The sequence below is a fragment of the Bacillus sp. FJAT-27916 genome, assembly GCF_001183965.1.
Lineage (GTDB): Bacteria > Bacillota > Bacilli > Bacillales > Pradoshiaceae > Pradoshia.
In genome coordinates this window covers 595,347-620,221 of sequence record NZ_LFZV01000001.1, presented here as the reverse complement: position 1 = coordinate 620,221, position 24,875 = coordinate 595,347, and the positions used below count along the sequence as shown (strand labels likewise).

The 24,875-nt window shown below is 44.3% G+C and carries 25 protein-coding genes; 5 read left to right on the top strand and 20 right to left on the bottom strand.

Features of this window, described 5'->3' with window-relative positions; all coding sequences use genetic code 11:
- Positions 1 to 79: 79 nt before the first annotated feature.
- Entirely contained in the window at positions 80 to 1,243 is a 1,164-nt protein-coding gene (locus AC622_RS02880) for an iron-containing alcohol dehydrogenase (RefSeq protein WP_049669703.1), read from the bottom strand.
- Between the two features lie 162 nt (positions 1,244 to 1,405).
- Here AC622_RS02880 and AC622_RS02875 point away from each other — a divergent pair, with 162 nt between their 5' ends.
- Positions 1,406 to 1,630, top strand: coding sequence for a DUF378 domain-containing protein (locus tag AC622_RS02875; protein ID WP_049672756.1), 225 nt, complete (start codon positions 1,406 to 1,408; stop codon positions 1,628 to 1,630).
- Between the two features lie 65 nt (positions 1,631 to 1,695).
- On the opposite strand, the gene AC622_RS02870 is transcribed toward AC622_RS02875, so the two are convergent.
- The gene (locus tag AC622_RS02870; RefSeq protein WP_049669702.1) at positions 1,696 to 2,895 is read right to left on the bottom strand and encodes an ornithine--oxo-acid transaminase; all 1,200 of its coding nucleotides are present in this window, start codon (positions 2,893 to 2,895) and stop codon (positions 1,696 to 1,698) included.
- A gap of 232 nt (positions 2,896 to 3,127) precedes the next feature.
- Entirely contained in the window at positions 3,128 to 3,529 is a 402-nt protein-coding gene (gene yugI / locus AC622_RS02865) for a S1 domain-containing post-transcriptional regulator GSP13 (protein ID WP_049669701.1), read from the bottom strand.
- Between the two features lie 224 nt (positions 3,530 to 3,753).
- Between yugI and AC622_RS02860 the strand changes: the two genes are divergently transcribed.
- Positions 3,754 to 5,091, top strand: coding sequence for a sodium-dependent transporter (locus AC622_RS02860; protein ID WP_049669700.1), 1,338 nt, complete (start codon positions 3,754 to 3,756; stop codon positions 5,089 to 5,091).
- Positions 5,092 to 5,158: 67 nt separating this feature from the next.
- A complete protein-coding gene (locus AC622_RS02855) occupies positions 5,159 to 5,521 on the top strand; it encodes a helix-turn-helix domain-containing protein (protein ID WP_049669699.1) in 363 nt (120 codons plus the stop codon).
- Positions 5,522 to 5,569: 48 nt separating this feature from the next.
- On the opposite strand, the gene AC622_RS02850 is transcribed toward AC622_RS02855, so the two are convergent.
- Both AC622_RS02850 and AC622_RS02845 read right to left on the bottom strand, forming a co-directional pair.
- Complete coding sequence (locus AC622_RS02850; protein WP_049669698.1) at positions 5,570 to 6,736, bottom strand: aminotransferase; 1,167 nt, start codon at positions 6,734 to 6,736, stop codon at positions 5,570 to 5,572.
- Positions 6,733 to 7,233, bottom strand: a complete 501-nt coding sequence (locus AC622_RS02845) for an Lrp/AsnC family transcriptional regulator (RefSeq protein ID WP_049669697.1) — start codon at positions 7,231 to 7,233, stop codon at positions 6,733 to 6,735. The genes AC622_RS02850 and AC622_RS02845 overlap by 4 nt, the downstream gene beginning before the upstream one ends.
- A gap of 195 nt (positions 7,234 to 7,428) precedes the next feature.
- On the opposite strand from AC622_RS02845, the gene AC622_RS02840 reads away from it, so the two are divergent.
- A complete protein-coding gene (locus tag AC622_RS02840; protein ID WP_049669696.1) occupies positions 7,429 to 8,592 on the top strand; it encodes a MalY/PatB family protein in 1,164 nt (387 codons plus the stop codon).
- 534 nt (positions 8,593 to 9,126) lie between these two features.
- On the opposite strand, the gene AC622_RS02835 is transcribed toward AC622_RS02840, so the two are convergent.
- From AC622_RS02835 to AC622_RS02770, 14 genes are all read right to left on the bottom strand, one after another.
- Positions 9,127 to 9,333 (bottom strand): hypothetical protein, encoded by a 207-nt coding sequence (locus AC622_RS02835; protein ID WP_049669695.1) that lies wholly within the window; start codon positions 9,331 to 9,333, stop codon positions 9,127 to 9,129.
- Between the two features lie 154 nt (positions 9,334 to 9,487).
- Positions 9,488 to 10,657, bottom strand: a complete 1,170-nt coding sequence (locus tag AC622_RS02830) for an ABC transporter substrate-binding protein (protein ID WP_049669694.1) — start codon at positions 10,655 to 10,657, stop codon at positions 9,488 to 9,490.
- Between the two features lie 29 nt (positions 10,658 to 10,686).
- On the bottom strand, positions 10,687 to 11,394 hold the full coding sequence (locus AC622_RS02825; RefSeq protein WP_049669693.1) for an ABC transporter ATP-binding protein: 708 nt from the start codon (positions 11,392 to 11,394) through the stop codon (positions 10,687 to 10,689).
- The gene (locus tag AC622_RS02820; RefSeq protein WP_049669692.1) at positions 11,387 to 12,151 is read right to left on the bottom strand and encodes an ABC transporter ATP-binding protein; all 765 of its coding nucleotides are present in this window, start codon (positions 12,149 to 12,151) and stop codon (positions 11,387 to 11,389) included. The genes AC622_RS02825 and AC622_RS02820 overlap by 8 nt, the downstream gene beginning before the upstream one ends.
- Before the next feature lie 13 nt (positions 12,152 to 12,164).
- Positions 12,165 to 13,169, bottom strand: a complete 1,005-nt coding sequence (locus tag AC622_RS02815; protein WP_049669691.1) for a branched-chain amino acid ABC transporter permease — start codon at positions 13,167 to 13,169, stop codon at positions 12,165 to 12,167.
- Positions 13,169 to 14,035, bottom strand: coding sequence for a branched-chain amino acid ABC transporter permease (locus AC622_RS02810; RefSeq protein WP_049669690.1), 867 nt, complete (start codon positions 14,033 to 14,035; stop codon positions 13,169 to 13,171). The genes AC622_RS02815 and AC622_RS02810 overlap by 1 nt, the downstream gene beginning before the upstream one ends.
- Positions 14,036 to 14,099: 64 nt before the next feature.
- On the bottom strand, positions 14,100 to 14,501 hold the full coding sequence (locus AC622_RS02805) for an acyl-CoA thioesterase (RefSeq protein WP_197089897.1): 402 nt from the start codon (positions 14,499 to 14,501) through the stop codon (positions 14,100 to 14,102).
- A 31-nt stretch (positions 14,502 to 14,532) separates the two neighbouring features.
- Positions 14,533 to 15,705, bottom strand: a complete 1,173-nt coding sequence (locus AC622_RS02800) for a thiolase family protein (protein ID WP_049672755.1) — start codon at positions 15,703 to 15,705, stop codon at positions 14,533 to 14,535.
- A 35-nt stretch (positions 15,706 to 15,740) separates the two neighbouring features.
- The gene (gene fabG / locus AC622_RS02795) at positions 15,741 to 16,505 is read right to left on the bottom strand and encodes a 3-oxoacyl-ACP reductase FabG (RefSeq protein WP_049669688.1); all 765 of its coding nucleotides are present in this window, start codon (positions 16,503 to 16,505) and stop codon (positions 15,741 to 15,743) included.
- Positions 16,506 to 16,518: 13 nt separating this feature from the next.
- A complete protein-coding gene (locus AC622_RS02790) occupies positions 16,519 to 17,694 on the bottom strand; it encodes an acyl-CoA dehydrogenase family protein (protein ID WP_049669687.1) in 1,176 nt (391 codons plus the stop codon).
- A 166-nt stretch (positions 17,695 to 17,860) separates the two neighbouring features.
- Entirely contained in the window at positions 17,861 to 18,631 is a 771-nt protein-coding gene (locus tag AC622_RS02785; protein WP_049669686.1) for an SDR family oxidoreductase, read from the bottom strand.
- The gene (locus tag AC622_RS02780) at positions 18,628 to 20,247 is read right to left on the bottom strand and encodes a long-chain-fatty-acid--CoA ligase (protein ID WP_049669685.1); all 1,620 of its coding nucleotides are present in this window, start codon (positions 20,245 to 20,247) and stop codon (positions 18,628 to 18,630) included. The genes AC622_RS02785 and AC622_RS02780 overlap by 4 nt, the downstream gene beginning before the upstream one ends.
- Positions 20,248 to 20,407: 160 nt before the next feature.
- Positions 20,408 to 22,048 carry a sigma-54 interaction domain-containing protein gene (locus AC622_RS02775; RefSeq protein WP_049669684.1) on the bottom strand — a complete coding sequence of 547 codons (1,641 nt, stop codon included), beginning with the start codon at positions 22,046 to 22,048 and terminating at the stop codon, positions 20,408 to 20,410.
- Positions 22,049 to 22,277: 229 nt separating this feature from the next.
- Complete coding sequence (locus AC622_RS02770) at positions 22,278 to 22,868, bottom strand: peptidylprolyl isomerase (protein WP_049672754.1); 591 nt, start codon at positions 22,866 to 22,868, stop codon at positions 22,278 to 22,280.
- A 280-nt stretch (positions 22,869 to 23,148) separates the two neighbouring features.
- Here AC622_RS02770 and AC622_RS02765 point away from each other — a divergent pair, with 280 nt between their 5' ends.
- Positions 23,149 to 23,532: a kinase-associated lipoprotein B gene (locus AC622_RS02765; RefSeq protein WP_049669683.1), complete on the top strand. Its 384-nt coding sequence runs from the start codon at positions 23,149 to 23,151 to the stop codon at positions 23,530 to 23,532.
- 38 nt (positions 23,533 to 23,570) lie between these two features.
- Here AC622_RS02765 and kapD read toward each other — a convergent pair whose 3' ends face one another.
- Positions 23,571 to 24,188 (bottom strand): 3'-5' exonuclease KapD, encoded by a 618-nt coding sequence (kapD, locus tag AC622_RS02760; protein WP_049669682.1) that lies wholly within the window; start codon positions 24,186 to 24,188, stop codon positions 23,571 to 23,573.
- Positions 24,189 to 24,875 lie beyond the last annotated feature (687 nt).

Sequence of the window (24,875 nt, the reverse complement as noted above, 5' to 3'; positions counted from 1 at the left end):
ACGTTTTCACAGGGATGTATAGAAGAAAACGGTTTGAGAGAACCGTTTTCTCCATACTATCCGAATTGCTGCCTCACTCTTATAGAGATGCACGCAGAATAGCTAAGACGTCTTCTTTCTTCAATTTCTTAAAGTTCCCAAATTCGCCATTCGCCATCGCTTTATCTGCCATTAAGTCCAGATTGCGATCATCTATTTCATAATCAGCCAGGCGTGTTGGTGCCCCAAGGCTTGTCCAGAAATATCGGATGTTACGGATGCAATCCTTGGCTATTTCTTCATCCGTCTTGCCAGCTGGGTCGACGTCAAATACCTCCACCCCTAAGCGTACGAACTTTTGCAGGTTTTCATGCATGCAATGCTCCATCCAATTAGGGAAGAGAATGGCCAGCCCGCCGGCATGCGGAATATCGTATACTGCCGAAACGGCATGTTCAATATTATGTGTAGCCCAATCCCCGCGGATTCCAACACTTAAGGTACCATTTAGCGCAACAGTTCCACAATAGAGAATTGTTTCCCGAAATTCATAGTTTTCCAAATCCTGTAGTAATTTGGGAGCGGTTTCTTTAACCGTTTTCAAAACGGATTCACACATCTTATCCTGCAGCGGGGTGTTCTCGCTATGATTGAAATACGTTTCAAGCACATGGGACATCATATCGACAATCCCGTAAATGGTCTGGTTCTTCGGTACTGTAAATGTGTTAACGGGATCTAATATGGAAAATTGAGGATATGTATGCACAGAGCCCCAGCCATATTTCTCTTTTGTTTCCCAATTGGTAATAACGCTTCCCGAGTTCATCTCTGAACCGGTCGCCGCAATTGTAAGGATGGTCCCAAATGGAAGGGCACTCTCCACAGGAGCCTTCTTCGTAATTAAATCCCATGCATCCCCTTCATATCGGGCTCCAGCCGCAATTGCCTTTGTACAGTCAATGACGCTTCCTCCGCCAATGGCAAGCAGGAAATCAATCCCCTCCTCTTTACAGATTTCAACTCCTTTATGAACTGTGCTTAACCTCGGGTTCGGTTCAACCCCCTGCAATTCATGATAAACGAGTCCCCTTTTCTCCACCTGTGAGATGACGCGGTCATATAAACCATTCCGCTTAATACTGCCTCCCCCATATACCAAAAGAACCCGCTCGACATCAGCTGGAATCCATTCATTTAACTGCTCTACAGTATCTTTCCCAAAAACAAGTTTTGTTGGATTAAAATAAGCAAAATTTTGCATAACGACACTCCTTTTTTTGCTGCCATGATGGATAGATCCGCAGCTATCTATTTTATTGTATCAATTCTTCATTCCCGTCAGAAAGAAGCATAAAACATGAATAAGATTCAGCTGAATAATCCATTCTATGAGTGTAAGATTCACCTTCAAGGAGGAAATGAAATGAGTTGGATTCAACGTACAGCACTATTATTAACCATTATCGGTGCCATTAACTGGGGATTGATTGGATTTTTCCAATTTGATTTAGTAGCCACTGTGTTTGGCGGCGGAAGCCAAGCCGGCGGTTTTGCCCGCGTTATATACGCTCTTGTCGGCATTGCCGGACTGATTAATCTAGGCCTCCTCTTTCGACCAAGTGAAGAAATCAGCACACAGCGGGTATAACAACAGCCCTTTAGCAGTAAATTAAAGCCCATTCACCTTGTTGGTGAATGGGCTTCTCTCTTTTCTTAAACAGAAAAGACGTGTTTTATCTTGTCAATGGCCCAATCCAGATCTTCTTTCGAAATGATTAACGGCGGTGCAAAGCGAATGACGGTATCATGCGTTTCCTTGCATAATAGACCTTCCTCCTTCAATCTTTCACAATAAGGCCGTGCTTCACCGTGTAATTCCATCCCGATGAACAAACCTCTGCCGCGTATTTCCTTAATGATTGGATGATCAATTTTCTCCAGCTCTTCTCGGAAGTATTGACCAAGTTCAAGTGAACGCTCAGCAAGCTTTTCATCTAAAATAACATCGAGTGCTGCGGTTGATACAGCACAAGCAAGCGGGTTCCCGCCAAAGGTTGATCCGTGGGACCCTGGATTAAAAACATCCAGAATATCATGGTCAGCTACGATACAGGAGATTGGGAACACACCTCCTCCAAGAGCTTTCCCTAAGATGTAAATATCGGGAACGACATCTTCCCAGTCACAGGCAAACATCCTGCCAGTCCGGCCTAAACCAACTTGAATCTCATCGGCGATAAATAAGACATTTTCCTTTTTACATAGCTCATAAGCTTCCTTCAAAAAACCAACAGGCGGAATATTGATACCTGCCTCCCCTTGAATAGGCTCAAACAAGAAAGCAGCCGTATTAGGTGTTATCGCTTCTTTCAGCGCTTGTACATCCCCAAATGGAATAAGCTTGATTCCCGGGAGCATGGGTCCAAACCCGCGTTTATATTCTTCCTCAGAGGACAAGGATACAGCAAGCATCGTTCTTCCATGGAAGTTGCCGATACAAGCGATTACTTCTGCCTTTCCATCCTCCACACCCTTCACATCGTATGCCCATCTCCTAGCTGCCTTGAAGGCTGTTTCCACGGCCTCTGCTCCTGTGTTCATTGGCAGAGCCTTTTCTTTTCCGGTGATTTGACAGATCTTTTCATACCATGGTCCAAGCTGATCATTATGAAATGCACGTGATGTCAAGGTGACACGGTCCGCTTGGTCTTTAAGCGCTTGAATAATCCTTGGGTGTCTATGGCCTTGATTGACAGCCGAATAAGCACTCAGCATATCCATAAATCGGTTTCCCTCAGGATCTTTCACCCAAACGCCCTCCGCTTCTGAAATGACGATTGGCAATGGATTGTAATTACGGGCACCAAACTTTTCTGTTTGTTCAATCATCTTGCTTGATACAGATGTTTTCATTACAGAATACCTCCAATCATAACAGTCATCTACTTCATCATACACCTACATGTTCAATCTTTCACGTATAATAATACTGCCAATTCTTAATAAAAAGAATATTCAACCTACACTTATATTATCTACTAATAGGAAGGGTATTCCTATTGTTTTTTTCAAAAGCATCTACTTATTTCAGAGGGGCTGCAAAAAAAAAGCAGCCAGGGTACGTTCCCCTGAACTGCTTTAGTCATTACTTCTTGATAAGATCTTCACGCTTGGATTGTTCAATCCACTCTTCAAGTTTATCCTTCAATGTATTGAAGCCTTGTGGAGTTTCTGCTGGAGCAGTCTTAACTTGCTGTACTGCTTTCTTTCTTGGCTTGCGTGCTTCAGCTTTTTCTGCCGGCGCTTCTTCAGTTGCACGAATAGACAAGGCAATTTTGCCTGCTTCTTCGTCTACGGATAATACCTTCACGTTCACTTCATCGCCGACTTTAAGGATGTCATTGATATCCTTAACAAAGCCATGTGTAATTTCAGATATATGAACAAGGCCTTGTGTGGATTCATCCAACGCTACGAATGCGCCGTATGGTTGAATGCCCGTTACTTTACCTGTCAAAACTTGTCCTGCTTCATATTTTGCAGTCATAAAAACACTCCCAATAATGTATTTAAATCTCGTTATAATACGCAATATAAAATTATATCATAAAATTTACCCATTATCAAAAATCACCCTAGCCATAATGTCAATTCCCGAATTTTCTTTTTATAAACCTCCCAGGCCAATAACTTTCTTTCGCAAACCTTGTCACTTCATGCTAGTATTAAACGATTAACGTCTAATCCTACTTACCTGAGGTGTATTTCTCTATGCAAAAACATGAACAATGGTCATCCAAGATAGGATTCATATTGGCAGCAGCCGGTTCGGCAATCGGGCTCGGTGCCATTTGGAAGTTCCCCTATATGGCTGGCGAAAATGGTGGAGGCGCTTTTTTAATCCTCTTCATTGCTTTCACTCTCTTGATTGGAGCCCCTATCCTGATTTCTGAGTTTGTCATCGGCCGACACGCCAAAACGGACGCTATTCGTGCCTATAAGTCGATAACATCGAATCGAACGTGGCAGCTTCTTGGCATAGGAGGTGTTGCTGCCTCTTTATTGCTTTTATCCTTTTATAGTGTTGTCGGAGGGTGGATTCTATCCTATTTGGGAAGAGCTCTATTTGGCATGGTAACAGCAAATGGGCAGTATGAGCAGCTTTTTGCCCAAATTATTGAAAATCCAGTGGAATCCTTGACCGCTCAAATCATCTTCATGATTATGACGATCCTTGTCGTCCAAGGTGGGATTCATAAAGGAATTGAACGTGCGAGCAAGATTATGATGCCCGCCTTGTTTCTTCTATTTCTGATTCTTGCCATCCGCTCCCTTACATTGGATGGAGCAATGGAGGGAGTTAAATTCCTCCTCCAGCCAGATTTCGGGAAGCTATCTGCTGAATCCTTGCTTGAGGCACTCGGACAGGCTTTCTTTGCTCTAAGCGTCGGCATTTCAGTCATGGTCACCTATGCTTCCTACTTAAATGACTCGGAGGACTTGAGCAAGTCTGCCTTATCTGTCGTAGGACTGAATATCATGATTTCAATCTTGGCCGGGCTCGTGATTTTTCCTGCTGTATTCGCGCTTGGCTTTGACCCGACTTCCGGTCCCGGGCTCGTTTTTGTTGTCCTGCCAGCCGTCTTTAATGAACTGGCTTATGGAGGTTTGTTCTTTTTCGTGTTCATGGTCCTGCTTTTATTCGCTACCTTAACCTCTGCATTCTCTATTTTAGAGATTACGGTAGCTGTTATTTCGCGCGAGAATCCATCTAAACGGAAGCGTTCAACCTGGATTGCTGGATTTGTGACCTTCCTTGTCGGAATTCCAAGTGCTCTCTCATTCGGGGTCTTAAATGATTTCACCCTTTTCGGAAAGACGATTTTTGACTTAGCTGACTATATCACTTCAAATCTTGCTCTTCCGCTCGGTTCATTATTCATCTCTCTCTTTGTCGGATATGCAATGAACCGGAAAACCCTGTATGAAGAACTCCAGAAAGGATCGGCGATAACAGCTGGTTTATTTAACGCCTGGTATTTCACTATCCGTTATCTTTGCCCCGTTGCCATTTTAGCCGTTCTCTTCTATTCCGTCGGGATATTGTAACATTTCAAACTTCCCTCCATGCTCAATAATGATAGAATAAAAGAAAAGAGCATTAGGAGGGATTTTGATGTCAATTGGTGAAAACATACGAAAACATCGACTGGAAAAGGGTCTCAGCCAAGAGGAGTTAGCTATGCGCTCTCGAATCGGCACCCAGAAACTAGAAAAGTTTGAAGCAAATGAATTAATTCCCAACCTGCAAGTAATCTTAAATCTATCATCCGCACTTGAATGCCCTGCTTCTGAATTGATTGAACAAATAACACCAACAGGGCCTTGTGACATTGATGATGAATTACAATCTCTTATTCAAGAGATGGGACAGAAAAAGGCAAAACTGATTTTACGAAAAACGAAGGATATAGAAGAGAAGGATTTCCTGCACGTCATGCAAATGCTCTTTGATGTTAAATACGAACAAACCAAGTAAATGAGAAAAGGCCGAGCAGTATATCTACCTGCCCGGCCTATATTTATGCTATGCCCTTTTCTGAATAAAGCGGTCGATACGTGTCACAGCCTCACGCAGCTGATCCATAGACGTTGCATAGGAACAACGGATATGACCCTCGCCGCCAATTCCAAATACATCTCCTGGAACAACAGCTACCTTCTCCTCAAGCAGCAGCTTCTCGGCAAATTCTGCTGAGGTCATTCCTGTACTTTCAATGGATGGGAAGGCATAGAAGGCACCGCCTGGCTTATGGCAGATCAGCCCCAACTCGTTAAATGATTCCACAAGATAATTCCTTCTGTGCAAATAACTTCTCCGCATTTCTTCCACATAGTCAAATCCATAGCGGAGCGCCTCAAGAGCTGCATGCTGAGCCGAAGTCGGAGCACACATAATGGCATATTGATGAATCTTCAGCATCGCTGCGGTAATTTCCTCATTCGCACAGACAAATCCAAGACGCCAGCCTGTCATCGCAAATCCTTTTGAGAATCCCGAGATAAGGATCGTACGGTCCATCATTCCCTCAATTGAAGCAAAGCTTGTATAAGCCTCATCATAAACAAGCTCAGCATAAATCTCATCAGAGAGGACAACCAAATCATGCTTGATGACAATCTTAGCCAAGGCCTCTAGATCATCCTTCGAAAGCTGGCTTCCAGTCGGATTGTTAGGCGAACAAATCATGATTGCCTTCGTCTTTGGCGTGATGGCCTCCTCCAGCTGCTGAGGCAGCAGCCTAAAGTCAGATTCCTTCGTCGTCCCAACCGAAACGGCTTTTCCGCCTGCCATTGTCACAAGCGGTGCATAGGAGACAAAGCAAGGCTCAACCACAATAACTTCCTCGCCAGGGTTCAAAATGGCTCTAAGAGCAATATCGATTGCCTGGCTCGCGCCCACCGTCACAATTATCTGACTTTCTGGTGAATAATTGACATGGAAGCGTCTGCTCATATAAGCAGCGATTTCTTCCCGCAATTGTATCAGTCCTGCATTAGCCGTGTAGGATGTATAGCCCTCTTCAAGGGAATTGATAGCCGCTTCACGATAGCGCCAAGGAGTAACAAAGTCAGGCTCCCCTACACCGAGGGAAACTACTCCTTCAACGCCTGCCGCCAAGTCAAAAAACTTTCTAATTCCTGAAGGCTTCATGTTGCGTGCAGTGTCTGATAAATAATTGGTTTTAATCATGGTGAGACCACTATCCTTTTATCTTCTTCTTGTGGTGAAAAGACCGTTCCATCATGCTTGTATTTCTTCAAAATGAAATGGGTAGTTGTTGAAATGACTGAGTCAAGCGTTGATAGCTTATCTGAAACAAAGCGAGCAACCTCATTCATTGATTTTCCTTCTATTACGACAGATAAATCATAAGCCCCTGACATTAAGTAGACAGAGGTTACTTCCTCATACCGGTAGATCCGCTTGGCTGTCTCGTCAAAGCCTACCCCTCTTTTCGGAGTAACCTTCACATCAATCATGGCTGTCACGCCCTCATGCTCCTCCACCTTTGACCAATCCACTAATGCTGCATAACGAACAATTATATTTGAATCCTCTAATTTCTTCAGTGTCGTTTCCACATCAGAAACAGGGAGACTCGTCATCTTCGAAATATCTTCTACAGAAATTCTGGCATTTTCCTCCACAATCTGCATGATTTCGATTTCTTTATCAGTAAGGTGCATAGACCTAACCTCCATTTATAAATTGACTGAAAATTTAGTCTAAACTTTTTATATTATATCATTCTTATCACTAATTAGGTATGTAATTCAAGAAATATACTTCATCTGTACCTTGCTAATTTCAGGTAACATTTCTTAAAGTCTTTATTTCAGTGTGCTAAAATAGACAGATATTAGATGGATGGAGGGAATAATATGGTCAATTCAAATATACAATTCATTGAACGAAAAGGAACCGGTTCATTGAAATGGGATCACGCAGATGCCTTGTTCAATGGGGAAGGACTCTTGCCAATGTGGGTAGCCGATATGGACCTCGGTGTACCTCATCAAGTCCAGGAGGCCTTAATAGAACGTGTAAATCATCCCATATTTGGCTATGCACGTCCACAGGATTCTTTGTATGAATCTGTGATTAACTGGTTGAAAAATAAGCATCATTGGACCATTCAAAAAGAGCAAATCTTCTTCAGCTCTGGAGTTGTGCCTTCCATCGCGGCTTCTATCCTTGCATTCACGGAACCAGGCGATAAAGTCATGATACAGTCACCAGTCTATGCCCCATTCTACAGCTGCATTAACGAAAACAGCCGGACCCTTGTGGAAAATCCACTCCGCATTCAGGATAATCGCCTTGAGATTGACTTTGAAGACTTTGAGAATAAGCTGAAGGAGGGCGTCAAGCTCTTTATCCTATGCAGCCCTCATAATCCTGGGGGAATGGTTTGGAGCAAAAAGGAACTTGCCCGTATGGCTGAATTATGCGCAGACTATGATGTTCTCATCATCTCAGATGAAATCCATGCTGATTTAAGCTTATCCGGATATGAGCACACACCAATCGCCACCATCAATCCAAACACAATCACCCTTATGGCACCAAGCAAGACCTTCAATATCGCCGGCCTGCAAGCCTCTCTTGTCATTACTGAAAAGCCGGAGATTATGAAGAAGCTTACCGGGCAATTCTTAAAGCAAGGATTCTACGGTCTCAATGTCCTAGCTTATCCTGCCATGGAAGCCGCTTATACATATGGTGCCGACTGGCTGAAGGAAACAACCTCTGTGATTGAGGGCAACGTTGAGCTTGTCACAACCTTCATAAATGACAAACTCCCGAACGTAAACGTCATCAAACCAGAAGCATCCTTCCTGATTTGGATTGACCTGAACGGACTAGGACTCACAGATGCCGAGATCACCAAGCGCCTGATTCAAAAAGGAAGGCTTGCCCTCGAACCTGGAACCAAATTCGGCAAAGCCGGCAGCGGCTTCGTCCGCATGAACATCGGCAGCAGCCCGGAAACGGTTAAAGAGGGACTGAACAGGTTATACACAGCATTTAGTGATTTAGTATAATGATAGTATTTAATCGTATAGCAGGCAGGAAAAGGGCAATGCAGCTTTTCTCGCCTGCTTTTTTCATGATGATATCTCCGTTGAAAGAGGATTCTCTTGGAGCTGCCCCGCAAATAAAAATGGCGTAATCAATATTGTATTAAGCAAACTTAACGCAAAAAATAGGATTTCTTTAAAGAATCTCTTCAGCTTGTCATTTTTTCATGATGAGGCCATGGATAGGCCTTCCTTTTGAAGAGATTTATTTGAATTTCATGATTTATGGGCGAATTCTATCTGTTTAAGGGCGAAAACAATAGGTTTATGGGCGCTATTCTTCCGTTTAAGGGCGAACGCATGAAGTTAAGGGCGAAAAGTAAGCTATATGGGCGAACCTTTATGAGTATGAGCGCTTTACCGAATGTATGGGAGAAGAAATGGTCCTAAGGGCGAATTCACAGGCTCCTTCCTTTTTCCACATCAAAAAGGCTGACCCGAAACTAGGCCAGCCTCCTTCTATCAAAAAAACTGCACAACTCTGTGCAGCTCACATTCTTAATCTATAATCTTTTTCTTTCTCAATTGTTCTTCCAATTCCTTCGCCTTCTGCACTTCCTTACGGTTATACAAAATGATGAACCTCATTGCCAAAATAGCAAATATAAGAAAGATTGCCATCGTTAAGCCGGCCGGAATATATTCACGCTTATCTTCAGGAAAATACAAAAACAAGCCCATAATAAATAAGACGGATTGCGGCATATTAGTGAATACCTCCTTATCCAAGGAAACATTTGTATAGTACACCACATTATAACATTTATTCCTATCATTATAACCATTTTCCTAAAGAAAAGGAGCCTGAAGGGGCAGGCTCCTTTTTATGCTCAACTGATGACTATTTAAACCTATATTACTAGTTTTCTTCATACTCTTTGACTTCGCCGTCTTCTATAATAGTCAGCCTCCGATCGATTTCAAAAGAGCCTTCTTTCGTAATGCTTGGGATATTGTAAACCTTCTCTTCATCTGTTACACTTTCTAACCCCTCCTGCATGGAGCTCCTGATTTTTTCTACATCATCCACTGTTCCCGCCGACTCCATCGCTCCGACAAAGGCATGTAAGGCGATATAATCAAGACCAGATTCCGAGCTTGGATCTACACCATCATATTTGTCATGGTATTTTTCCACAAATCCATCAGTCCCCGGGAAGTCTGAATAGATTAATGGCGTAACTCCAATAGAGTTGTTAAACGTATCATAGCTTCCCGTAATAGCCTTCATTTGATCAAATTTCGCTTGGTCCATAACAATGAACCCGCCCTTGAATCCTAGCTCCCTTGCCTGTTTAGCCACTTTAGCGGTTGCTTCAGATGCTCCCCCTATAAATAGGACATCCGGCTTTTTCTTAAGAGCATTTGTGATAATAGTGAAGAAATCTGTATCCTTCGCAAAGTCAATAGCCGATTCATAAACAATCTTACCGCCTTGTTTTTCCCATTCAGGCTGAAGGCTTTTCGCCCAATCCTTCCCATATTCAGTCGCTGGCGGAAGCATAGCCAGCTTCTTGCCCGATGTCTTCATCGCATAGGTTGTGAACGGCTCAATATAACCACTGTATTGCGGAGCAACCTGGACAGTCAGCTCGTTTCCTGATTCAACGACGCCCGGCTCACTTGTATAGGCGCCAATAATGAATTTATCCCGTTCATTAAATACTTGCAGTGCCTGAACTCCGCCGCTGTGAGGAGTGAAGATAATCGGTGCTTTATCCTCCTGCACAAGCCTCTTTGCATTGGCTGCTGCCTCATTTGGTAAATACTTATCATCTAGTGCCTTAATTTCGAGTTTATAGGTTTTTCCATCCACCTCAAAGCCGCCGGCATCATTGATTTCCTCTGCTGCCATCTCAAGCCCCTGCAGAGTACGTTCCCCGTAATAGGCTGCCGCACCGCTCAATGGACCCGTGAATCCGATTGTCACCGTATCCCCTTTACTCCCTCCAGCCGTATTATTAGATGAACAGCCGATTAATCCGAATAGCATCGCTCCCATTAAAGCAACCAACCCGACTTTTCTCATACACTTACCCCTCTCAATTTAGGATTCACTCAAGCACCTATATAGGCTTTCTTAACCTTCTCATTGGTGAACAGCTCTTCTGAAGTGCCGGATAATACAATCGATCCGCTCTCAAATACATAGCCTTTATCGGCAATCTTCAAAGCGGCATTTGCATTTTGTTCAGCAAGGAGAATGGTTGTTCCTTCCTTGTTAATCGTTTGGATAATATCAAACATCTGCTCCACAATGAGGGGAGCCAAGCCGACAGATGGCTCATCAAGCATCATTAGTTTCGGTTTCGCCATAAGTGCCCGGCCAATGGCGAGCATTTGCTGTTGACCGCCGCTCAGACTGCCTGCAGAATGCCCCTCTTTTTCCTTAAGGATGGGGAATAATTCAAATACATGTGCTAAAGTTTCTTTGATTTGCTCTTTCTTTCGTTTATGGACAAAGGCGCCAAGAATGAGGTTCTCGTGTACAGTCATTTGCGGAAACAGCTTGCGCCCTTCTGCGCATTGGACAATTCCCTTTCTGACAATTCGGTCTGCACTTAATGAATGGATAGGCTCATCAACGAAGTTGATAGAGCCCGAGGCAACCTTTTGAAGACCGCTGATTGCTCTAAACAGGGTGCTTTTCCCGGCGCCATTTGCTCCAAGCAACACGATGATTTCACCGCTTCCAACCTCAATTGTTGCATCCTTGACAGCTGTATAATGACCATACTTCACATGTACCTGATTTAGTTTAAGCAATAGCCTCGCCTCCTAGATACGCCCTGATCACTTCCTCATTATTTTGAATTTGCTCAGGTGTTCCTTCCGCAATTTTCTCTCCATGATTCAGTACCATAATCTTATCCGCAAGCTTCATAATCATTTGCATTTTATGTTCAATCAAGCATACCGTAATGCCAGTTGAAGAGATCCGTTTAATCAAATCGGTCAAGCCCTCTGTCTCATCTGGATTAATTCCCGCAGCCGGCTCATCAAGAAAGAGAATGTCTGGGTCAGTAGCCAAGGAAAGCGCGAAGGCTGTTCGTTTTTTCTCTTCTTGAGAGATATTAGCTGTAATTCGGTCCGCTAAATGGGAAAGCCCCGTGAATTCCAATACCTCTAATGCCTTCTCCTTGCACTTCTCCTCCTCCCGCTTCAACCGGCGTGTTCGAAATATGGCATCTACAAGTGTAGATTTCGTCCGAAGACGATGGCCGACCATGACATTGTCAAAAACCGTCGATTGTTCAAATAAATGTGTCGTTTGGAAGGTTCTAGCGAAGCCTAAATTCGCAATCCTATGAGACGGCATACCTGTAATGTCTTCCCCCTTATACAGAATCTGTCCTTCAGACGGCGGATGAAAACCGCTGATTAAGTTGAAAAACGTTGATTTTCCCGCGCCGTTTGGCCCGATAATGGCATTAATCTTATTCTCTTCGACAGAGAAGTCTACCTGATTCACAGCAGTCAAGCCGCCAAACCGCTTCGTTAATCCTTCGATTTCCAAGAACATCTCCTCATCCCTCCTATACTTTGTTTTCCGCTTCCTGTCCTTGAACCCGTGCATGTTCCTTCTGGAGGGCTTTCTCTTTCTGCTTCTGTCTCCACTGAATGAAGGAGCCCGCAATTCCTTTCGGATAAAAAATAATCAAGAAGGTCAGGAGAGGCCCAAAGATCAGCATCCGGTAATCCTGCAGAAACTGCAGATTCTGAGATACCCAAACAACAAGAATCGTCCCGATAACTGGACCTGATAGCGTACCAATGCCACCGACGAGCAGGTAGATCAACATATCAAAAATAATATTTGTATAGCCAATGTCTGGTCCGATAAACCGAATCAACGAAGCGTATAAAGCGCCAGCCACCCCGGCATAAGCTGTGGATAAAACGAAAGCAGCAAGCTTATTCCTCATCGTTGAAATACCAATAGAAGCAGCTAATTCTTCACTGTTCCTGATGGCCTTATAGGTCCGTCCTGACAAGGAATGGACAATTCTGTACATGGCAATCATCCCAAGAATCAGAAAAACCAGGACTAAATAATACATGGGAATTGCCTCATCGAAATAGATAGAACCGATTGGGGGCGGCGAAGGAATACCAATGAATCCGCGTACACCTCCTGTCAGTTCCTCCCATTTGTAAATCACCAGGTAAATAATGTAGCCGACACATAAGGTATAGATGGCGAAATAATGTTCCTTTGTACGCAAGGCAATCAAGCCGATAAAGAAACCAATGATTGAGGTGATTAAGACCGAAAGAAGAAAAGCAAGCCAATAGTTCATTTCTGCCTTAACGGTCAAGAGGCTGATCGCATATGCGCCTATGGCAAAAAATCCAGCATGCGCAAGCGATAAATATCCAGTATAGCCAGCGATTAGATTTAGACCGTACACAGCAATAATCCAAATAAAGGCAAGCGTCATAATATGCAGATAGTATTCATTTTGTATAACGAGAGGAAAGAGCAGGGAAAGCAACAGTATGGCCGGCAGGAGGAATTTCTTTAAATAGGCTCCCTTCACTAGCTATGTCCCTCCTTCACAAATAATCCTTGGGGCTTAATGGATAAAATCAACACAAGCAGGACGAAGGCAATCAAATCTTTATAATCGTTAGAAATATAGGCAGCCCCAAGACTTTCACTGAAACCGAGGATGTATCCTCCGAGAATGGCTCCTGGAATGCTGCCCATCCCGCCTAAAATAATAATGACAAATGCTTTTAGAATAACGAGATGTCCCATGCCTGGAGAGACGAGATTGATAGGTGCCGCTAAGGATGCCGCAATCGCTGCAAGGGCTCCGGAAATTAAGAATGTGAGCATTGCCACCTTATTGGCATTAATTCCAACCAGAAATGCTCCGTCCCGATTTTGGGCCATTGCGATAATTGATGAGCCCGTCATTGTTTTGCGCAGGAAGAAATGCAGGCCAATCATGATGACGATGGCTGCCCCAACAATCAAAATTCGTTGGAGCGTGATGGTCAGACCACCTATTTCTACCACCTGTCCATAAGGAGTCGGCATCATCCGATATTCTGCTCCCCATATGAACTGAGCTAGAGCCTCCAAAAACAAGAGTATTCCAATGGCGGCAATCTTATCTTGCAATGGCGGGGCATCCTTAAGCGGGTGGAAAATCAGCCGCTCCATCAAAACAGCTATCAAACCTACCGCTAACATAGATAGAAGAATGGCTAGCCAATAGTGCAGGCCCAAGCTTGTCATCATCGTCAACGTTACATATCCCCCTAGCATATAAAGGGCTCCGTGTGCGAAATTAGGGATATGCAGGATTCCAAATACAAGGGTAAGTCCCAGTGCCACAAGACTGTAAACACTCCCGACTGTTAATCCATTAAAAAGCTGCTGCAAAAGAGTCTCCATTTAATCCCTCCTTATCTACGGAGGAAAGAGGCTTCAGAGAATGAATCTCTCGCACTCTTCTCTCCTAATCTTGCAGTCTCTCCAGATGATTCCTTAGACCGCCTGGAATCAAGACCGTTATCTGTTCGTCAAAATTAAAGCAGACAATCACTGCATTCCCTCTTGCTATGACAATGCCTGATTGGCTATTTGATATAACATGGGACAGATGAAAGCTTTTCTTCCCAACATGAGTAACCATGGTGGATACGGACAGATATTCTTTGACGCGCTCGTACCCTTCGTACTGACATTGGGCTGACGCTACGATGAAATTCACCTTCTCATCCTCGATATATCTTTGAAGGCTGTCAAAAAACTTTGTGCGCGCCTCCTCCATATAAGAGAAATAACTGATACTGCTTATATAGCCTGATGCATCTGAATCATTGAAGCGCGCATAGACGATTGTCTCTAGTAATTCCATGGCCATGTGCTTCACCTATCTTTCTATAGAATCATGATGGCCGTTCAATAATGACAGCAATTCCTTGGCCTCCGCCAATACAGGCCGTGACTAACGCATACTTGGCCTTGATTCTCCTTAATTCATACACAGCCTTTGTCAGTAAGATGGCCCCGGTGGCGCCGAGCGGATGTCCATGAGCAATTGCTCCGCCATTCACGTTGACCTTATCCGGATTCAGCTCAAGCTCCCGCTCACATGCGATAACCTGAGCGGCAAAGGCTTCATTGATTTCAACCAAGTCCATGTCATCCAACGTCAAACCAGCCTTCTGTAAGACCTTTTTCACAGCCGGGACTGGTCCAATTCCCATTAAATTAGGATCCACACCGGCAATGGCTTGTTCTCTGATGATGGCCAATGGTTCAAGATTCAGCTCGGATGCCTTGCTGCCGGACATGATCACAAGTGCTGCGGCGGCATCATTTAACCCAGAGCTGTTTCCTGCTGTTACTGACCCGTCTTCCTTGAAGACTGGGGAAAGATTGCCCAATGCTTCCATAGTCGTTTGGGGCCGGGGATGCTCATCTGCTTTAAAAATGACTGGATTCCCTTTTCTCACCGGAATGGAGATTGGGACAATCTGCTCATCAAACCGTCCCTCTTCCATCGCAAATCTCATCTTTCTTTGACTGTTTGCTGCGAATTCATCCTGTTCCTCTCGACTGATGCGATACTTCTCAGCCAAATTCTCAGCAGTGATTCCCATTGGCGGGTCCCCTATTTCTTCCGGTGACAGCCTGGATTTTCTGAACCTTGGAAGTGCTGGGCTATACGGTTTATCAGCACGGTCGAGTAAATATGGCGCACGGCTCATGCTCTCTACCCCACCGGCAATATAAACATCCCCCTCCCCTGCTTTAATGGCTTGTGCAGCTAATGTGACTGCATTAATCCCAGACCCGCACTGCCGGTCTACCGTTAAACCCGGTAGCTCCAAGGCTAGATGGGTCTGCAAAGCTGTTAATCTAGCAATATTTCCACCGCCGCTTAATACATTGCCCATTAGGCAATCCTCAAGCACATCCGGTGTAATACCAGCCCTCTTCACGGCTTCCTTTATCACTTCTGCACCAAATACATGAGGAGGAACAGATGCTAATGCTCCTCCCTGCCTGCCGATTGCTGTTCTGACAGCAGACACAATGACCGCTTCCTTCCCCATAGCTTCATGCTCCTTTCCCATAAGAGGGATATTCATTAATTCCTAGGTCCCCCAGCCACATACAGCACCTGTCCGCTCACAAAGGAGGATTTCTCATCCGCAAAGAAAGCAACGGCATTGGCAATATCCTCTGGCTTTCCCGAACGGCCAACAGGGATTTTGCTGACGCTCGCTACAATCAGTTCATCAAAGGAAATGCCAATCCGTTCAGCTGTCGCCTTCGTCATATCTGTCTCAATAAAGCCTGGGGCAACAGAATTTGCCGTAATGCCATATTTCCCAAGCTCAATGGCAAGGGTTTTCGTAAATCCTTGCAGCCCTGCCTTGGCGGCTGAGTAATTCACCTGTCCTCGATTCCCTAAGGCAGATGTGGATGAAATGTTGATAATACGGCCATATTGGTTTTGCACCATATATTTCTGAGCTGCTCTTGTCACGAAGAATGTTCCCTTCAAATGGACATCCATGACCATTTGCCAATCCTCGTCCGTCATCTTAAAGAGCAGATTATCACGGATTACTCCGGCATTATTGACCAGAATATCAATGCTCCCGAATTGTTCAACCACCTCCGCCATCGCGCCCTCAACCTGCTCACGGTCAGTCACGCTTGCCACCTTTGCATAGACAGAGCATCCAGCCTCCTCAAAGGCTTGCTTTGTCTCCTCAATGGCTTCCTCATTTAAATCGATAATCGCGATATTAGCCCCTTCTTCTCCAAACCTCTCAGCTATCTTTCGGCCAATTCCGCGTGATCCGCCTGTAATGAAGGCTGTTCTGTTTTGAAAATGTTTTGCCATCACCTATTCCTCCTTAAATGAAATCCCCAACTTTGACATGGCCTTTTAATAGATTACGAGAAATAATCATGCGCTGAATCTCATCTGTCCCATCATAAATCCTCCATAATCTCGCCTCACGGTACCAGCGTTCAATCGGCAGCTCACGTGTATAGCCCATTCCGCCATGAATCTGGAGGACACGGTCCACGACTTTGTTCCCCATATTGGCCCCGTAGAGTTTGGCCATGGCAGCCAGGTGACGGTTATCCTCTCCTTGATCGAGGGTAAAGGCTGCATTGAGTGTCAGCCAGCGTGCCGCCTCAATTTCAACCGCTGAATCAGCGATTTGCCATTGAATCGCCTGACGGTCAGCGATCGGTTTCCCGAATGTAAAACGCTCCTTAGAATAATCAATCGCCATTTGAAGGAGACGCTCTGCTGTTCCGACCGCTCTTGCCCCGACGACCCAGCGCGCAAAGCCAATCCACTCAAGCCCCAGCTTATAACCTCCATGAAGCTCGCCTAATATATTTTCCTCTGGAACACGCACATTATCGAAGACCAAACCGGCCGGTCCCCACTCACCCATCGTGTGGATATATTCTGATTTCCAGCCCATATCGCGGTCCACGATAAAGCAGGTGACACCCTCTCTGCCCGTTCTGGTATGGGCTTCTTTATCCGTTATGGCTATGACCATGACAAAGTCGGCTTCATTTCCACCGGTGATGAAAGTTTTCTCTCCATTAATGACCCAGTCATTTCCATCCTTTACGGCGGTTGTTTTAATATTGCGTGTATCCGACCCGGCATCCGGTTCTGTCATCGCGAAGCAGGATTTCTTCTCTCCATTGATGGTTGGAATTAAATATTTCTCTTTCTGCTCCTCATTGCCGTAGTAGAGGATATTATCGGCTGAACCGCCAAATTTAAAGGGGACGAATGTTTTGGATACTTCCATCAGGACTATTGCCATCATCATCTGACCTAAATCTGCCCCTCCGTATTCCTCCGGAGTGTTAATTCCCCAGAAACCGAACTCCTTCGCTTTCAGTTGGAGTTCCTCAAGCTTTTCATCTGAGAGGCTTGGCCTGCCCTCCCGTTCATTTTTGAGCACTTCATTCTCTAGGGGAATCAATTCATTCTCCACAAACTTCCTGATTGTATTGCGCACCATTTTTTGTTCATCTGTTAACCGTAAATACATCTTTCTCCCACCCATTCCTTCTATTTTTTTGAAATCGCTTACAATTGTTTTTTGTTCAAACTTATTTAATGCAAGTATCATGCCAACCTAAAAGACGGATAAATACGCAAAAATCACAATTGAATCGATTCATCTTTGACGACTCATTCAAGAATGAATCATCCCCTTATAAGGAGCTTCCTCCATCAACCGCAATGATTTGCCCAGTAATATGATCACTAGCCCGGCTCGCCAGAAGCATGACCGCTCCCTTCAAGGAATCCGGGTCCCCAAGCCGTTTCATCGGATTCTTATGAATGATTTTCTCTTGGTTTTCACTCAGGACATGTCTTGTCATTTTTGACTCAAAGAATCCTGGGGCAATAGCGTTAACGTTGATACCGTATTCGCCCCACTTCCTTGCCAGATCCTTCGTGAAATGGTGGATACCTGCCTTGCTTGCGCTGTATCCAATGGCATTCAGCACATCAGGCGCTTCTGCTTTAATGCCGGCAACCGATCCAATATTAATGATTTTACCCTGTCGATTCTGAATCATCTGTCTCCCAACATATTTAGACATGAGGAACGTCCCGCCAAGATTGACATCCATGACCTTTTTCCAGGCTTCATAAGGCATTTCCTCCACTTTTTCTCCCCATGTCGTGCCGCTGTTGTTAATCAAGATATGAATGGGACCGAAATCCTCCGTAACACGCTGGACCACCTCAATGACCTCTTCTTCTACAGCCACATTGCATGAATAAGCCTTTGCCTTTCTGCCATATCGGGCAGTGATTAATTCGGCCGTTTCAAGTCCATGCGCGATATTTCGTGAGCAAACTGCCACCTCTGCCCCATACTCAGCCAACGTCTCTGCCATGATGCGCCCTAGTCCTGTTCCCCCTCCTGTTATTAATGCCGTACATCCGCTTAAATCAAATAGGGAAGACTTCATCCATCATTCCTCCTGCTCTTTTCAACTTGTTTATCCAATTCTTCCTTGATTAAGGTCCTCTTCAACAGCTTGCCGACAGTATTGCGCGGAAGCTCGCTTCGAATCTCAAATAAGGTTGGCACTTTATACGGTGTCAGCCTTGCATAGCAATAGCCTTTCACTTCCTCTAAATCAATGGTCGTCCCCTCCTTCGGAACAATGAAGGCTTTCACAATTTCCTCTGCCTCAGCCGTAGGAATACCCGCGACTGCAGCTTCCTTAATATCTGGATGTCCATAAAGTACATCCTCCACCTCCTGGGGGTAAATATTGAACCCCCCCACAATCACCATCTCTTTCTTCCGGCCGACAATATAGAAGTAGCCATCGCGGTCCTGCATAGCTAAGTCCCCTGTATAAAGCCACCCGCCTTTTAATGCGCGTGCGGTTTCTTGCTCATTATTCCAATATCCCTTCATAACCTGCGGTCCGCGGATAAGCAATTCGCCCACTTGGTTCTCTGACAGCGGCTGGTTATTCTCATCAATAATCAAGCAGTCGGTACCTGGAAGTGGAATACCGACACTGCCGACCTTCCGGATGCCGTTCGGCGGATTCCGATGTGTGGTAGGGGAAGCTTCCGATAATCCGAACCCCTCTCCAATAGAAGCACCCGTCAAACGCTCAAACTGGTTAAGAATCTCGATTGGAATTGGTGCTGAACCGGATGTGCACATTTTCAAGGAAGTCAGATCATAGCGGTCAATCTCCGAATATTGCGTGAGGGCCATATACATCTTTGGCACTCCCGGAAAGAAAGTTGGCTTGTGTCGTTCAATGCCCTCTAGGATAGCTTTGGTGTCAAAGCGTTTATACAGCAAGATTGCTGCTCCGAGATAAATGCTTAAATTCATGCCGCTTGTCATCGCATACACATGATACAAAGGAGTTGCCGTCAAGACGATTTCCCGTCCTTCTGTCATGATTTCCCCATACATCGCACGGCTTTGGACCACATTAGCCACTACATTGCAGTGTGTGAGCATCGCTCCCTTCATCTTGCCTGTCGTCCCGCCAGTATATTGAATAACAGCAATATCCTCCAGCGGATTGATCTTCTCAACTTTCTCCAGCAGGTCGTTATTCATCAGCTCTTGAACTGTTTTTTCTCGATTTTGTTTTGGACCTGCATAAATGGTCTGCTCAAATGGATAGATTAGTTGTGCTTCTTTCACTGCTCGTTCAGCTGTTCCGTCATAAATGATTGCCCGACAGCCACTGTCTGAGGCAATCTGCAGCAACTCTCTCGTTGTGTAGCGAGGATTAATCTGGACGACAATTAGTCCTAAACGGTGTGCAGCATAATAGCTGATTACATAAATGGGATCATTCTCAAGCATAAGCCCAATACGGTCACCTTTCTTTAATCCAAGCGTCTTCAAACCACCCGCAAGTTGATCTGTCTGCCGCTTTACAGATTCATAGCTCCATACTTCCCCTTCAAAAATGATGCACGGTTGCTCAGAATATTGTTTTGCCGACCGCTCCAGCAAATCATATAAACCCAGATTCGGAATATCCTGAAATGCGTCCTTTACGTACCATTGCTGCCAGGCCCGCCCAGTTATGTTTTCCATCTTGCACCTCCGAAACGTTTATCTCCTTATGTAGAAAGGACTCACCTTTTGTGATGCAAGATTTATGCCAATATGCCAGCACCAAAAAAATTCGGCAGTGGTAATCTGCTAGATTCCACTGCCGAATTCTCTACATCTATCCAGGTACGATGTGATAATGCTAACCTAATTCAATTTTATATTTCTTTAGCTTTCTGACGATTGTCGGCTGGCTTGTCTGCAAGGCTTCGGCCATTTCATAGGTGGAATGGTATTTCTCTGCCGCTAGGCTTAAAGCCTTCCTTTCAGCGAGCTCTGCTGCTTCCTTTAAGGAATGAACAGCTGTTTCCTTATGCAGCTCAATCGGTGCAGCAGGCTGATATTCAGCAGGCAGATGCTCTAGGCCAAGAACATCATCCATATGCAGAAGTGTTATCCGTTCAATTAGATTAGCCAGCTCACGAATATTGCCCGGCCATGAATATTGGTACAAAAAGGCCTTTAAATCTTTATTCAGCTGCTTATAGGTACCGTATTTCTCATTGCATTGCCGTAGACTCAGGTCTGCAAGCGGCAGAATCTCTTCTCTTCTTTCCTGAAGCGGAGGAATCGTAATTGGAACAACATTCAGCCTGTAGAATAAATCCTCCCGGAATTCCCCCTTGTCGACCATTTTCCGTAAATCCCGATTGGTCGCAGCGATTATACGAACATCTACCTTCTTCGCTACCGTCCCGCCTACCCGCTGAATTTCTTTATCTTGAAGGACACGGAGCAGTTTTACTTGAAGGGCCATTGACATTTCCCCTACCTCATCGAGGAACAGCACCCCTTTATCCGCCATCTCAAACAGGCCCTGCTTCCCGCTTTTGTTAGCTCCTGTGAAGGCACCGCCCGCATAGCCAAACAGCTCGGATTCAAGTAATTCTGAAGGAAGGGCACCACAATTGATTTTAATATATTTTCCTGATTTGCTTCGTTCACTCCGCTGGTATAAATATTTAGCGAGGACATCCTTTCCGACTCCTGTTTCCCCATAAAGAATGACAGTTGCATCTGCATTCGCAATTCTCGCAGCCATCTCATAGATCTTTATCATTCTATCTGCTTTGATAATTGTCCAATCTCCTAGCTGAGCCAAATGATCCCTTAAACGCTCAATCTCTTTACGATAATCCTGATTTAACTCATTGGCTTCCTGCAGTGCTTTATGCAATTGATTTAAATCAGATAAATCGCGGATATTTGTGACAACGCTTTCAATTTCACCTTCATCATTAAAGACGGGGTTCCCTGTCAGCAAGGTTTCACGGCCGAGGTAGTTCAGCTGCATCACCGAAACTGTCCGCTTTTTCTCCAGCACTTTTTTCGTGACTGAATCCTCCAAAATGCCCCTTTTCACTAAATCTTCCGTCCTCTTATTTATGTAATATTCCTTCGGGATATTGGTAATACGTTCAATCGCTGAATTTGTCCTCAAGGTAATTCCATTCTTATCTGTTATATAAATTCCGTCATACGAATTCTCAATAACAGCATCAAGATGGCGATTAAGCCGTTCCATCTCCCTCACCTTCATGGTGAGGCTATCCAGTTCCCCAGAGACAATTCCAGCGTAAGCATGGGTTCCATCTGTTTTCTTGGCCATCAAGAAAATCATTTCTATTCCATCGACAGCGGCAGAAATCATTGATTCTTCACAGACATTCCAGTGATCAAAGTAATCTTGAATCTTCAAGGACTTCTTCTTATCCCCCAACATTCTTCTCGCTTCCTCATTCATCGTGAGAATCTGCTGATTATCGAAAGTTTCTATATACATAAATGAACCTTCCTTCAATTCATCTCACCCCTTCGTCTATATGTTAAACTTTACCATAAAAATCTATTAGGGGATATTAGCCTGAAAGGATTTGGGTGAAATCACCCGCCCCCTCAGCATAAGGGCTCTAAGTTGTTTTCTACTAGATCATTTTGGAACGAACTCCCCGCTGCTCTAAATAAAAAATGGAGCTGAATGGGATTTACTCCACTCAGCTCCAGCTCAATTATTAGTTTAAGATATTAATTTTCTCAATAACAACATCATATACCGGCTTGTCGTTCGGGCCAACCTTTGTTCCGGCAATGTCATCGACAACATTCATGCCTTCGACAACTTGACCGAATACAGTGTGTCTGTGGTCAAGCCAAGGTGTTCCGCCGACTTCCATATATTTTTCGACTGCTTCAGCAGGATAGCCTGCTTGTTCCATTTGACCGCGCAAGTTGGATTCCACTTCATTCTTTTGAACGATGAAGAATTGGCTTCCGTTTGTGCCAGGACCAGCATTAGCCATGGACAATGCACCGCGGAAGTTGAAGAGATCCATTGTGAACTCATCTTCGAACGGCTGTCCCCAGATACTTTCTCCACCAGTTCCTGTTCCATTCGGGTCTCCGCCTTGGATCATGAAATCATTGATAACACGGTGGAAAATGAGGCCGTCATAATAGCCGTTCTCCGCATGTGTCAGGAAGTTTTCTACCGCTTTTGGCGCTTGTTCCGGGAATAATTTAATTTTGATATTCCCTTTATTCGTTACCATTTCCACGAGTCTTTCATTGCCTTGTACGTCTGTGAATTGAGGTAATACTGTCATTGTATCGTCGCCTTCTTTCTCTAAAATAGTCTGGTCAAGCTCCATCATGCTTTCCGCATGCTGTTGGTTTTCCACATTTTTGCTGAAATAATACCAAGCAGCTCCACCAAGGAGGATCATTGCAAGCATTATTAGTCGTATTTTCATCTTTACCTGCCTCCAAGTTCTCACTTTACACGATTTTCTATGAAAAAGCACCTCTGACGTTGAGACTTTTTCATGTATGTGAACCAGGTAAAAAGGTATGATGAGGAGAGTACATAATTTTGGAGGGATGGATATGAGTGAATTACAAATCGGGGATTATGTAACAGCCTTTTATAAGACAGGGAAATATGCCGGGGAGATTACCCAAATACGCCCTAATGGCTATATCGTCGTCAAGACACTCGCTGTTCTAAAGCACCCAATGCAGGGTGACCTTCATAATCCTAAGCAGGCGGATGTGGATTTCTTTCATGAAAGAAAGGCACTCGCTCATCTGGAGCAGACAAATGTGCCGGCAAATATGGTAAAGCCATTTGAAGGTGAGCTTCCGCCCTATAAGGACTCCTTAGCTGAAGCCCTTTCCGTCTTAAGGAGGGATTTGCGTGAAGATCCTTCTGATTGGGCAGCACGCAGTCTCGAATGCCTTGAAAGGCTTGAATCAGAATACAATCTATAAAACAAAAAACCAAATCTTCATAAAAGGAGATTTGGTTTTTATTTCAGTTCATTAAGCAGTGTGGAAAAATCAATGATATCCCCAATTGTCGTTGATTCATGGTTATCCAGATAACGCTTATCTTGTTCAACAAGCCGGAAAATATGATAAGTATTAATGGCATCATCCAAGGCGCGGTGCTGCTTGCCATTTCCCGAATTTCCATATTGCTGCACAGCCTTCCATAAGCCTGTCTGATTTTTGTCGCCAAAGAAGCGTTTGTACTCATTGGATAGGTCAATCTGCTTACCCGTTAACGGCATCTTAAAACCGCGGTTTCGGCAATTTTGCGAGAGCACCTTCATATCATTATTTCCCCATGTGACAATGGCAGGCTTCTCGCTGTTCACTTTCTTCAATAAGACAACCAGCTCCTCAAATGAGATTCCCCGGCTTACATGTTCATCCGTAATATTAAGGAATTTCTTACATCTTGAAGTTAACCTCGGAAATGCTTCTGGCTTCACATAGGACGTGTATTGATCAATGATTTCATCCTCCTTAACGAGGATCCAGCCGACTTCGATAATTTCCGGATAGAAGCCAAAGGGATTATTCTTTCCTTCAGGCATCGTAAACTCAAAGTCTATGAATAAATGAGCACCTCTCTCATACATGTGCATCCCCCTCTCCCTTCACATTTCTGCCCCTCCCGCTCATGTTCCCTCTTTATCCAAAGGGAGCTGAGCTAATGAGGATCAAGAAATAACTGATTGGCTTTTTAACTATTTTACTATTCATCCCAATAATATACATCCCATTTTCCTTAACTTTCGAAGAATTCCTTCCTACAAATGAACCCGCCTATTGGTAATTCGGCACTGGGCTGGTAAGAAGAAAGCCATGAATCCTCAGGACCAGTGCTGTTATTAATCATACTACTCATGAGCTTGTCTTTTGATTGGGGTAAAATCATATACGGATTCATCATTTCCATCTATGAGACAAAAATAAGATAGCCTCACTCATATGCTGCCGGGAGGATGCTCTTTTCCACGAAGAGTTGAAAACATAAAAATAAGGAGAAAGACTAATAATAATCACACTAATCATTTTCTCCTGAATTGAAATGATGGATGACAAATTGTCGTGTAAAATCCGCTTAAATGTATAGGTGTTTTCGAACCTCAGGAAAATATTTTTTCATTTTCCCTACATATATTAACCACTTTACAAACGAGGTATGGCAGTCTTTTCAAGTACAGGATAATATAATTTTACGGTATAATTTGCTATGCTAAGATTAGCTAAAAGTACATTTTGATGTATTTTTTCATTAACCGGCCATTCCGCTCTCCATCAAA

Excerpts from the sequence above, each read along its gene's own strand:
- AC622_RS02785 (WP_049669686.1), bottom strand. The coding sequence starts at position 18,631 with ATGAAGTCTTCCCTATTTGATTTAAGCGGATGTACGGCATTAATAACA.
- AC622_RS02805 (WP_197089897.1), bottom strand. The coding sequence starts at position 14,501 with ATGGAATTACTAGAGACAATCGTCTATGCGCGCTTCAATGATTCAGAT.
- AC622_RS02830 (WP_049669694.1), bottom strand. The coding sequence starts at position 10,657 with ATGAGAAAAGTCGGGTTGGTTGCTTTAATGGGAGCGATGCTATTCGGA.
- fabG (WP_049669688.1), bottom strand. The coding sequence starts at position 16,505 with ATGGCAAAACATTTTCAAAACAGAACAGCCTTCATTACAGGCGGATCA.
- yugI (WP_049669701.1), bottom strand. The coding sequence starts at position 3,529 with ATGACTGCAAAATATGAAGCAGGACAAGTTTTGACAGGTAAAGTAACG.
- AC622_RS02855 (WP_049669699.1), top strand. The coding sequence starts at position 5,159 with ATGTCAATTGGTGAAAACATACGAAAACATCGACTGGAAAAGGGTCTC.
- AC622_RS02835 (WP_049669695.1), bottom strand. The coding sequence starts at position 9,333 with ATGCCGCAATCCGTCTTATTTATTATGGGCTTGTTTTTGTATTTTCCT.
- AC622_RS02770 (WP_049672754.1), bottom strand. The coding sequence starts at position 22,868 with ATGACAGTATTACCTCAATTCACAGACGTACAAGGCAATGAAAGACTC.
- AC622_RS02850 (WP_049669698.1), bottom strand. The coding sequence starts at position 6,736 with ATGATTAAAACCAATTATTTATCAGACACTGCACGCAACATGAAGCCT.
- AC622_RS02820 (WP_049669692.1), bottom strand. The coding sequence starts at position 12,151 with ATGTTCTTGGAAATCGAAGGATTAACGAAGCGGTTTGGCGGCTTGACT.
- AC622_RS02845 (WP_049669697.1), bottom strand. The coding sequence starts at position 7,233 with ATGCACCTTACTGATAAAGAAATCGAAATCATGCAGATTGTGGAGGAA.
- AC622_RS02780 (WP_049669685.1), bottom strand. The coding sequence starts at position 20,247 with ATGGAAAACATAACTGGGCGGGCCTGGCAGCAATGGTACGTAAAGGAC.
- AC622_RS02870 (WP_049669702.1), bottom strand. The coding sequence starts at position 2,895 with ATGAAAACATCTGTATCAAGCAAGATGATTGAACAAACAGAAAAGTTT.
- AC622_RS02790 (WP_049669687.1), bottom strand. The coding sequence starts at position 17,694 with ATGTATTTACGGTTAACAGATGAACAAAAAATGGTGCGCAATACAATC.
- AC622_RS02860 (WP_049669700.1), top strand. The coding sequence starts at position 3,754 with ATGCAAAAACATGAACAATGGTCATCCAAGATAGGATTCATATTGGCA.
- AC622_RS02875 (WP_049672756.1), top strand. The coding sequence starts at position 1,406 with ATGAGTTGGATTCAACGTACAGCACTATTATTAACCATTATCGGTGCC.
- AC622_RS02840 (WP_049669696.1), top strand. The coding sequence starts at position 7,429 with ATGGTCAATTCAAATATACAATTCATTGAACGAAAAGGAACCGGTTCA.
- kapD (WP_049669682.1), bottom strand. The coding sequence starts at position 24,188 with ATGTATGAGAGAGGTGCTCATTTATTCATAGACTTTGAGTTTACGATG.
- AC622_RS02800 (WP_049672755.1), bottom strand. The coding sequence starts at position 15,705 with ATGGGGAAGGAAGCGGTCATTGTGTCTGCTGTCAGAACAGCAATCGGC.
- AC622_RS02880 (WP_049669703.1), bottom strand. The coding sequence starts at position 1,243 with ATGCAAAATTTTGCTTATTTTAATCCAACAAAACTTGTTTTTGGGAAA.
- AC622_RS02810 (WP_049669690.1), bottom strand. The coding sequence starts at position 14,035 with ATGGAGACTCTTTTGCAGCAGCTTTTTAATGGATTAACAGTCGGGAGT.
- AC622_RS02775 (WP_049669684.1), bottom strand. The coding sequence starts at position 22,048 with ATGTATATAGAAACTTTCGATAATCAGCAGATTCTCACGATGAATGAG.
- AC622_RS02765 (WP_049669683.1), top strand. The coding sequence starts at position 23,149 with ATGAGTGAATTACAAATCGGGGATTATGTAACAGCCTTTTATAAGACA.